The sequence below is a fragment of the Streptomyces lacaronensis genome, assembly GCF_047337785.1.
Classification (GTDB): domain Bacteria; phylum Actinomycetota; class Actinomycetes; order Streptomycetales; family Streptomycetaceae; genus Streptomyces; species Streptomyces lycopersici.
On the sequence record NZ_JBLHDK010000003.1, the window covers coordinates 8,855,402 to 8,864,313 of the forward strand.

8 protein-coding genes are annotated in these 8,912 nt (G+C 71.3%); 4 read left to right on the plus strand and 4 right to left on the minus strand.

The window, feature by feature from the left end:
* Window positions 1-217: 217 nt before the first annotated feature.
* On the plus strand, window positions 218-493 hold the full coding sequence (locus tag ACMTAK_RS38190; protein WP_413810378.1) for a hypothetical protein: 276 nt from the start codon (window positions 218-220) through the stop codon (window positions 491-493).
* Here the strand turns inward: ACMTAK_RS38190 and ACMTAK_RS38195 are convergent.
* Window positions 484-879 (minus strand): hypothetical protein, encoded by a 396-nt coding sequence (locus tag ACMTAK_RS38195; protein WP_413810379.1) that lies wholly within the window; start codon window positions 877-879, stop codon window positions 484-486. The genes ACMTAK_RS38190 and ACMTAK_RS38195 overlap by 10 nt on opposite strands.
* 427 nt (window positions 880-1,306) lie before the next feature.
* Between ACMTAK_RS38195 and ACMTAK_RS38200 the strand changes: the two genes are divergently transcribed.
* From ACMTAK_RS38200 to ACMTAK_RS38210, 3 genes are all read left to right on the plus strand, one after another.
* Window positions 1,307-2,113 carry an SGNH/GDSL hydrolase family protein gene (locus ACMTAK_RS38200; RefSeq protein WP_413810380.1) on the plus strand — a complete coding sequence of 269 codons (807 nt, stop codon included), beginning with the start codon at window positions 1,307-1,309 and terminating at the stop codon, window positions 2,111-2,113.
* Window positions 2,114-2,426: 313 nt separating this feature from the next.
* Window positions 2,427-2,645: a hypothetical protein gene (locus tag ACMTAK_RS38205; protein ID WP_413810381.1), complete on the plus strand. Its 219-nt coding sequence runs from the start codon at window positions 2,427-2,429 to the stop codon at window positions 2,643-2,645.
* A 51-nt stretch (window positions 2,646-2,696) separates the two neighbouring features.
* Window positions 2,697-3,938: a PP2C family protein-serine/threonine phosphatase gene (locus ACMTAK_RS38210; RefSeq protein ID WP_413813128.1), complete on the plus strand. Its 1,242-nt coding sequence runs from the start codon at window positions 2,697-2,699 to the stop codon at window positions 3,936-3,938.
* 33 nt (window positions 3,939-3,971) lie between these two features.
* On the opposite strand, the gene ACMTAK_RS38215 is transcribed toward ACMTAK_RS38210, so the two are convergent.
* From ACMTAK_RS38215 to ACMTAK_RS38225, 3 genes are all read right to left on the minus strand, one after another.
* Window positions 3,972-5,447 carry a nickel transporter gene (locus ACMTAK_RS38215; protein WP_413810382.1) on the minus strand — a complete coding sequence of 492 codons (1,476 nt, stop codon included), beginning with the start codon at window positions 5,445-5,447 and terminating at the stop codon, window positions 3,972-3,974.
* A gap of 401 nt (window positions 5,448-5,848) precedes the next feature.
* The gene (locus tag ACMTAK_RS38220; RefSeq protein ID WP_413810383.1) at window positions 5,849-7,210 is read right to left on the minus strand and encodes a tetratricopeptide repeat protein; all 1,362 of its coding nucleotides are present in this window, start codon (window positions 7,208-7,210) and stop codon (window positions 5,849-5,851) included.
* Window positions 7,211-7,348: 138 nt separating this feature from the next.
* Window positions 7,349-8,863 (minus strand): DUF4331 domain-containing protein, encoded by a 1,515-nt coding sequence (locus ACMTAK_RS38225; RefSeq protein WP_413810384.1) that lies wholly within the window; start codon window positions 8,861-8,863, stop codon window positions 7,349-7,351.
* Between the last annotated feature and the right edge of the window lie 49 nt (window positions 8,864-8,912).

Consider the following 8,912-nt stretch of genomic DNA (forward strand, 5'->3'; position numbering starts at 1 on the left):
GCGCACCCGCCCCCATGATCCAGGACAGAGGGCGAGGGCGCACCAAGGTTTGTGGCCGTTTACCGAGCTGTTCCACGGAAGCCCACCGGAATGGGGGCGTTCACGGATACTCTCACCCGTTGGGGGCGCTAAGGGCTCCAGGGAGGGAACGGGGCGGGTTTCGCCCAGGTCATGGCAGAAGAGGCGTCGGCGGACCGGCGCGTTGCTCGGCGTCGGCATGACCACGCTGGCGCCGCTGGTGACCACCTGCTCCAGTCGGCCCGGTGGGGGCGACGGGCGGCACGGGTCGGAGCCGGCGCGCGGCACGGCCGACATCAGGGGCCGGGCCGGGGATTCACCCATACCCAGTACAGCGCCGACCAGGGCGCCTACCCAGTACAGCGCCGACCAGGGCACCGACGGCGGCCGTGAGGTCGCGGCGGACCTGCTGTCCCGCCCCCCGATGCCGCAGAACCAGCACATCACGGGCTGGGGCGCGGGTGTTCAGCCCTGACTTCGTGTCATGCGTCGCCGCCGTGCGAGGCGGGTGAACAGCGCCGGCACCAGGATCAGCAGGCTCACGGCCCCCACGGCCGCCACCCCGCCGCGCGCCGACCACATCCGCAGCGCCAGCATCGCCTCCGCCACCAGCGAATCCAGCGCGAGCGCGCCCGCCACCGCCAGCACCGGGCCGGTCAGCGCGTCCAGCCCGCGCAGCGCGCTGCCTATGGCCAGCGCGGGCGCCGCCAGCAGGAAGAACAGCGTGAACGGCGCCCGCAGCGGTGAGCGGACGTCGGCCAGCGCGAGTACCGCGCCGAGGCCCGCGATGCCCACCGCGGCGCCCACGATCACCGGCAGCGAATCCCCACCCGCCGGTCTGTCGTCAGTGATGGTATGCATTGGCCACTTTCCCCCCGAAGTGCCGGATGCCGGGCTTCAATGTCGCGCAGTCGACGGATGCCGTCAAGACGGTGAAAGGGTGCGAAAGCGCCATGGACGGACGGCTGGTTGAGCCCGCGTCAGGGCTGGTCCCGCCGTGTGCGCCAGTCGTGCGCCGGGGGCCTGCGGGTGGGGTGTTCGGGCGAGGTACTGAGGCTTCGTGTGGTGACTCATCCGGATTCCGTCCGACCTATGGACGTATCAGCCGCGTATCGAAAGATTTTTGCCAACTACCCGCATAGATCAGCCGGTTGCGCGGGATGACATATCCATGTCACACCACCGCAATCGATCCCCGCGGTGTGACTGACGGTTTCGAACGCGATTGCCATTTTTCGGTCTATCGCGCCTCACATCGGCACAGCAGTGATCCTGCTAGGGAGATCGAATGAAACTGTCCAGACTCACGGCGACGATGGGTGCTTTCGTCGTCGGTGCCGTCCTCGCCCTCACCGGGGCCGGCTCGGCCCAGGCCACCGAGAACAGCGCGGGCCCCGCCTATGTGGCGCTGGGCGACTCCTACTCATCCGGCGTCGGCGCGGGCGGCTACGACGGCGCCAGCGGCAACTGCAAGCGCAGCACCAAGGCGTACCCCGCGCTCTGGGCCGCCTCGCACGCCCCTTCGAGCTTCAACTTCACCGCCTGCTCGGGCGCCAAGACCGGCGATGTGCTGAACAACCAGCTCGGCCCGCTGAACTCCGGCACCGGCCTGGTCTCCATCTCCATCGGCGGCAATGACGCGGGCTTCGCCGACATCATGATGACCTGCGTGCTCCAGTCCGAGTCCACCTGCGTCAACGCGGTCAACAGCGCCAAGAACTTCGTCCAGAACACCCTGCCCGGCAAGCTGGACCAGGTCTACAACGCCATCAGCGCCAAGGCTCCCTCCGCGCATGTCGTCGTCCTCGGCTACCCGCGGTTCTACAAGCTCAGCGGCTCCTGCGTGGTGGGCCTCAGCGAGGCCGAGCGCGCCGCGATCAACGGTGGCGCGGATGTCCTGAACTCCGTCACCGCCAAGCGCGCCGCCGACCACGGCTTCAGCTTCGGCGATGTCACCGCGACGTTCACCGGGCATGAGATCTGCTCCGGCAGCGCCTGGCTGAACAGCGTCACCATCCCCATCGACGAGTCCTACCACCCGACCGCCGCCGGCCAGTCCGGTGGCTACCTCCCGGTCTTCAGCTCAGCCGCCTGACCCGCGCCCGCCACCACGCGCAGGGGAGGAGGCCCTGTCCGCCGGGGCCTCCTCGCGGGTCCGTCCACCGTGCGTGGGCACGCGGTTCATGGTGAGGGTCGCGATACTTCCCCCCTCCCGCACAAGATCCGCGAGTTCTCGGCGACGTAGGGAGACCACCCGGGCGGTGAGATCGGGGACCGCGGTCCGGGCAACGAGAGGGACCGCCGACCTGATCGTGTGTGACATGCCGCCTTCGGCGTAATGGAGGTCTTGGGCCGTTCGGCCGGTCACGCTGTGCGCGTTGATCAAGGTCGTGTCAGGAGACCTATTCATGGACAGATCGCGTGAGTGGATCTTTGAGCGGATCCGGCGGGACCGCCGGCCGAATCCGGCGGTGTCGCAGCGGAAGCCGGCCCGACGGTACCGGGTTTCGCGCAAGAAGGTCGTCAAGGCCGCTGACCGGTTCACCTTCCGCTGCACCCTCCTGCGGACCGGCACCGGGGCCCACCGGCTCCAGGCCACCGAAGCCGAACACCACACCGCCCGGTGAATCTCTCCTCTGTCATGCGAAATGAGGCCAGCGGGGTGGAAGGGCGTGGCTATGGCGGAAGGTGAGCGGGATCCGGACAAGGACGTGGTGGACCGGTCGGAAGGCTTCGGTGAGCGGCTCCTGGGGGTGCTGCTGGACCGCGCGCACGAAATGCCGCCGCAGCTGATCGCCCCTCTGGTCGCGGAGGAGGTGAGCAGGGTCGGTGGCCAGGACGTCTCGATCCTCTTGCAGGACTACGGACAACTGCATCTGGTGCCGCTGCCCGGCAGGCAGCTGGTCGTCGGCGAGCCCGAGCCGATCAGTGACTCCCACGCCGGCACGGCCTTCCTGCGCGCGACCCCCGTCGAGGTGCCGCAGGCCGACGGCATCCGCATGTTCCTGCCGTTGCTGGACGGAAGCGACCAGGTGGGAGTGCTCGCCGTCACCCTGGCCGCCGTCGATGACGACGACCGGCGGCTGCTGCGCAGGCTGGCCGGCCTGGTCGCCGACATGCTGGTCACCAAACACCACTACACCGACCAGTTCTTCCTGGCCCGGCGCCGCGAGCCGATGAGCGTGGCCGCGGAGATCCAGTGGTCCCTGCTGCCGCCGCTGGCGATGTCCGTCCCGCAGGCCGCGGTCGCCGGCATCCTCGAACCCGCCTACAACGTCGCCGGCGACAGCTTCGACTACGCCCTCAACGACGACATCCTGCACCTGGCCATCGTCGACGCGATGGGCCACGGCCTGGACGCCGCCACGATGGCCACCGTCGCCATCGGCGCCTACCGGCACGCCCGACGCGCCGGCACCGGCCTGGCCGAGATCTACGCGTTCATGGACCGGGCCATCGCCGAGCAGTTCGGGCCCGACCACTTCGTCACCGCGCAGATGATGCGCCTGAACATCACAACGGGCCAGCTGCACTGGGTCAACGCGGGTCACCCGGCGCCGCTGCTGATCCGCGACCACGCGGTCGTCCAGCAACTGCACAGCTCGACCACCTTGCCGGTCGGCGTCGGCGGCGACGAGCCCCAGCTCAGCGAGCAGACACTCCAACGCGGCGACCGGGTGCTGTGCTTCACCGACGGGCTCATCGAAGAGCGCGGAGCCGGTGGCGAGCAGTTCGGTGAGGAACAACTCATCGACTGCGTCAACCGCATCGAGCCCACCGAGGAAGGAGTACGCGCGGTAGTGCGCTCCCTGTCCCACGCCCTGAAGCAGGAGCGGGGCGGGATCACCAGCGACGACGCGACGCTCTTCCTGATCGAGTGGCGCGGCGGCGCCGCCGACCACCTCGCCGCCATGGAGTGAACCGACTCGCCCCGCGGGTTCGAAGACACGTCCTCAACCGAGCGTGGTCGCCGCCCCCCTCAGCACCAAGCCGCACCCCAACGCGAGGACGACGGCGGCGGTTCCGACGGGCGAGGCGCGGCGCACCGCCCCCAGCAGCCGGTCGATCCGGCCCCCGGACCCCTTGCGCGCAGCCAGCCGCTCCGTGGCCCGCACGCCCAGGCGCACCGCGGTGAACCCGGCCAGCGTGAGCGTCAGTGCCAGCCCGAGCCCGTACGCCACCACCAGGACGAAGCCGAACCACGCCTGGCCCAGCGCGGCCGCGCCGACGAGCACGATGACGGCGGAGGGGCTGGGCACCATGCCCCCGGCGAAGCCGAGCAGCAGCGTGCCGCGCAGGGTGGGGCGCACCTCGTGGGTGTGGGTGTGACCGTCGCCGTGGTCGTGGGTGTGCGTATGACCGTGGTCGTGGTCGTGGTCGTGTGTATGCGTATGGCTGTGGTGGTGGGCGTGCGTGTGCCGACGGCGGCGCAGCGCCTTGCGGAGCAGTCCCGCCCCGGCCACCGCCACCAGCACCCCGCTCGCGATGCCCAGCCATGAGATCACCGAGGGGGCGGCCGCCGAACCCGCCGTGACCAGCAGCCCCAGCGCGAACACCCCCAAGGTGTGGGTGACCGTCACCGACGCGCCCAGCGCCAGTACGTCGCGCAGCGCGCTGCGCCCGCCCGCCGCGGCCGCCGCGGCCATCATCGTCTTGCCGTGGCCGGGCGCCAGGGCGTGCATCGCGCCCAGCAGGACGGCCGTGGCGAAGGCCGTAAGGGCGAAGCCGAAGGTGATGTCATGGCGCGCCACCATCGAGGTGAGCGCTTGAGTCCACCGGTCCACCCCGCGCGGCAGCACCGACGAGCCCACCGCCTCGTCCCGGTCGGACTCCGCCGCGCTGGCCAGCGCCGGGCCGCCCGCCTCGACCTTGAGCGTGGCCGACCGCTGGTCGGACGGCGAGGAGAGCTGCCCCGCCGGGTAGCGGACCAGCCGGTGGGAGGCGGAGGTCTTGGGGACGTCGGCATCGGTGAGCGTCATACGGTCGCCCTGCGCCGTCACCTCCCGCCAGCCGGGGCCCGTACCGATGTCGCGCGGGCGGTAGGCGACCGTCGCCCGTTCGCCGTCGCCCAGCGCGGCCGTGAGGCGGCACTCCACCCGCAGCGTCGGCAACCCGGCCTGTCCGGGGCGCTGACGGGCCTGCGCGCGCCCGGCGCGTACGGGCGTCTCGCGCCCGTCGACCGTCAGCCGCGCCCCCTCCGCCGCGCCGGCGCACCGCCGCGCCGCCCACGCGCCCAGCTCCCGCCCGGACAGCGCGTCGTCGCCGTCGCGGTCGATCTCCGGCTTCGCCTGGGCGGCGGGGATCTCGGCGAGGTCCTCGACATGGTCGACCCGCAGCGTTCCGGGGGTGACCACGAGCCCGTCGTAACGGTTGACGGTGAAGTTCCCGAGCGGATGCGCCTCGGCACTCCCCGCGGGCAACACCACCATCGCAACGGCCCCCAGCAGCACCCCAACGGCCGCCAGCCGCCGACGGGCGCGCCGCCAGGAGCGGGGGGTGGGGGATTGGTCCCCGGTTGGGGATGGGCGCGCGAGCCGCCATCGGGCGCGCCGCCCGGGGTGCTGGGCTGGTGGCTGGGGCTCGGTTCGGGATGGGTGCGCGAGCCGCCATCGGGTCCGCCGCCCGGGGTGCTGGGTTTCGGCGCGGCTTTGGGGGTGGACCCCTGGCCGGGGGGTCCGGGACTCGCCTTCGGTGTGGGAGGGGGCTGTCAGCCGCCAACGCGTGCGTCGACCGGAACTCTCGATTTCGTCGACGGGGGTTCGGGGGCGGAGCCCCGGGTGGGGGGCCGGGGGCTGGTCCCCGGTTCGGGGAGGGGCGGGGTGGGGGAGTGTCATCGGGTGGCCCCCAGCTCCTTCAGCGCCGCCTTCGCCGCCCTCGCGCCCGTGGGGGAGAAGCCCGGGTTGAGGTCGAGCGCGGCCTTCAGGTGGCGGCGTGCCGACGCGTCCTCGCCGAGGGACTTCTCGATGGCGCCCCGGTGGTAGAGGAACGCCGCGTTGCGGTAGCCCGGTTCGGCGGCGTCCTTGGCGTACTCCAGGGCCTCCTCGTCCTCGCCGTTGCGGTGCAGCGCCCAGGCCAGCGCGTCGGCGGTGTGTACGGTCCGCCGTCGGTCCCACTCGGCGCGGGCCGCCTTCAGCGCCTCCTTCACATCGCCGTGGTCGGCCGCGACCAGCGCGCTGTCCAGGTCGGTCGCCACCCCGTTGGCCCGTGCGAGCGCGATCCAGGTGTCGACCACCGAATACTGCCCGCGCGCCTTGGAGCGGTCGCCCCGCGCCTCGTACGCCTCGCCCAGCGCCGCGAGCTCGGCGGGCAACGGATAGCGCCGTACGACCGCCTCCAGATCGCGGATCCCCGCCTTCTGGCGGCCGTCCGCGAGCGATGTGCGGCCCTGGCCCTCCAGCGCCGGGAGATAGTCGGGAACGGCGCGCAGCGCGGTGCCGTACGCGCGCCGCGCCGTCTCGTACTCGCCTTGGTTCCAGGCCAGTTGGCCGAGCGCCGTCGACACATAGGCGATATCGCTGGGCGAGGTGGCGGAGTCCTGGGCGCGCAGCAGCACCCGGCGCGCCCCGGCCGGGTCGCCGCGCAGTTCGTGGACGTAGGCGAGGCGGGTGAAGACGGGGATGCCGGGGCGCAGGGAGTCGGCCTTCTTGGCGGCCGTGTACGCGTCCTCGTAGCGGCCCAGTTCGACGAGGGCGTCCACCCGGACGGCCAGCGCCCCCTGACTGTAGGAGTTCACCTTCAGGGCCTTGTCGGCGTCGCGCAGCGCGCCCCGGAAGTCATGGCGGGCGGCGGCGAGCGAGGCGCGCCCGGCGAGCGCCACGTCGTTGTCGCGCGGCTCGAGGGACAGGGACCGGGCGAACGCCTTGTCCGCCTGCGGATAGCGGGTGGGATCGCCGCTGGTCCTGGCCTGCTCGACATAGGCCGAGCCGAGACCGGCCCAGCTCTCCGCGTCCTTCGGCTCGCCGCGCAGATGGGTCTGCATCGCGTCGATCTGCCGGGCGAGGCCGTCGCCGCTGAGCTGCTCGTACCGTGCGGCGGCCGGGTGCACCGCGCGGGCGGCGTCCTGGCCGCCGCCGGACCCGCCCGGCCCGTCCGAGGCGTCGAACACGATCGAGGCGGCGGTCAGCCCGGCCGCGAGCGCGAACACCACGGCCGCGGTCCGGGCCGTAGGGGGGAGGGATGGCCGTAGAGCCATGGTGACAGCTGCCTTTCGGGATGAGCACGAACCCAGCGGAACGGAGGGGACAACGGGTGAGGAGGAGCCTGGGCGCGGCCGCCGCGCGGGTTTCGGCGGGGCCGCGCCCGGTGGTACGGGCCCGGTGGCACCCGTGGTTCAGTGCCGGCGCAGGCGCGGAGCCCGCCGGCGCGACCGCATCCAGAGGAATCCGAGGCCCAGCAGCAACACGGCCCCGCCACCGGCCGCCGCGGACCCGGCCAGCAGCATGTTGTCGTCGGAGGAGGAGCCGACGCCCGAGCCGCCGTTCAGCAGCGACTGCCCGGCGCTCTTCGAGACGGCCTTGGCGTCCGAGCCGGAGCTGGGCAGCGCCAGATACGGGAACGAGCCGCCGAACTTCTGGTCGTTCTCGTCCACCGCGTCGCCCAGGTCGTTCTTCTTGCCGAGCAGTTCGCCCTCCATGGCCTGGAGCGCGATGTCCAGGACGTCGTCGGAGAGCCTGCGGCCGTTGGGGAAGCCCGCGTTGTCACCGTCCAGGACGCCCAGCCGCTTGGGGCTGCCGTTGGGTTCTATGGAGGTGTTGAGCCGTAGCTCCTCGGCGGGGCGCACGTTCGGTGGCTGGTTGAGTTTGGGCACACCGGTGAGGAACGCCTGCACCAGGTCGTCGCGCGGGGTGTCCGGCGCCTTGATCTTGTAGATCTGCTCGATCAGCTTGGGGAGTTCGGGGTCCTGGACGAACTTCAGGAACTGCCCGTCGTCCCATGGCGAGGAGGCGTTGAACTTGTCCTTGTCCTTGCGCGGGATGACCACCTCGTTGACCAGTGGGCTGCCGAGCCGGGAGACCTGGGTCCAGTCGCCGTCGGCGGTCTGGCGGTGGGTGGTGGCCCAGACGCCGATCACCGGCTGGTCCTTGGACTCGGTCAGCGCCGACGTCGGCACCTGGAGGGCCATCGACTGGACGTTGTAGCCCTTGAGGGTGTCATTGCCGACCTCGGACATGTCGCCGCCGTACAGCAGGTCGAAGACGCGCAGATCGAGGAAGAACGGGTCGTCGGCCTGACCGGCGAAGGCGGTCGAGCCCCCGCTGTAGCCGATCTTCTGCACCGACTGGTCGCGGAGCTTGGAGTAGTCGGGCATGGACGCCTTGCCGACGTTCGACGGCGCGACCGGCAGATCGCTGCCCAGCTTGGCGCGGGCGACGGCCTTCTGATGCTTCAGCTTGATGACTTCGAGGTCGTATGTCTGGGTGAAGTTGAGGGTGGCGTCCTCGATCGAGTTCACCGGCCCGGTGTTGTAGAGGAACGTGTCGCCGTTCTTGAGGTGGTCCTTGAAGGTCCACCGGAAGAGCAGATCGCCCTGGCCGTCGCCGTCGTTGTCGACGTGCAGGTCGTAGCGGGCGTCATGGGCGAACTTGTAGAAGTTGGGGCCGCCCGCGGGGTCCTGGAACGGCAGCACATTGACGACCATGGTGGTCGTGTCCGGCTTGTCCGGGCTGACGAACGCGTAGACGTCCGTGGCGTCGTACTGCGGCTGACCGGAGATCAGCGGCGCCTCGCGGTGGCTCGAAGCCTGCGCCGTCCCGGGCTGAGTTACGGCCACTCCGGCGGCCGTGAGCCCGCCGGCGGCCAGTGCGCAGCTGACCAGCGTGGCCAAGCTCTTGGTGATTGGGGTCATCCTGTAGGTCCTTCGCACGCTTGTTGGAGCAGTCCTTCATGCGGCTGTT

Excerpts from the sequence above, each read along its gene's own strand:
- ACMTAK_RS38190 (WP_413810378.1), top strand. The coding sequence starts at position 218 with ATGACCACGCTGGCGCCGCTGGTGACCACCTGCTCCAGTCGGCCCGGT.
- ACMTAK_RS38205 (WP_413810381.1), top strand. The coding sequence starts at position 2,427 with ATGGACAGATCGCGTGAGTGGATCTTTGAGCGGATCCGGCGGGACCGC.
- ACMTAK_RS38195 (WP_413810379.1), bottom strand. The coding sequence starts at position 879 with ATGCATACCATCACTGACGACAGACCGGCGGGTGGGGATTCGCTGCCG.
- ACMTAK_RS38215 (WP_413810382.1), bottom strand. The coding sequence starts at position 5,447 with ATGGTGGTGTTGCCCGCGGGGAGTGCCGAGGCGCATCCGCTCGGGAAC.
- ACMTAK_RS38220 (WP_413810383.1), bottom strand. The coding sequence starts at position 7,210 with ATGGCTCTACGGCCATCCCTCCCCCCTACGGCCCGGACCGCGGCCGTG.
- ACMTAK_RS38210 (WP_413813128.1), top strand. The coding sequence starts at position 2,697 with ATGGCGGAAGGTGAGCGGGATCCGGACAAGGACGTGGTGGACCGGTCG.
- ACMTAK_RS38225 (WP_413810384.1), bottom strand. The coding sequence starts at position 8,863 with ATGACCCCAATCACCAAGAGCTTGGCCACGCTGGTCAGCTGCGCACTG.
- ACMTAK_RS38200 (WP_413810380.1), top strand. The coding sequence starts at position 1,307 with ATGAAACTGTCCAGACTCACGGCGACGATGGGTGCTTTCGTCGTCGGT.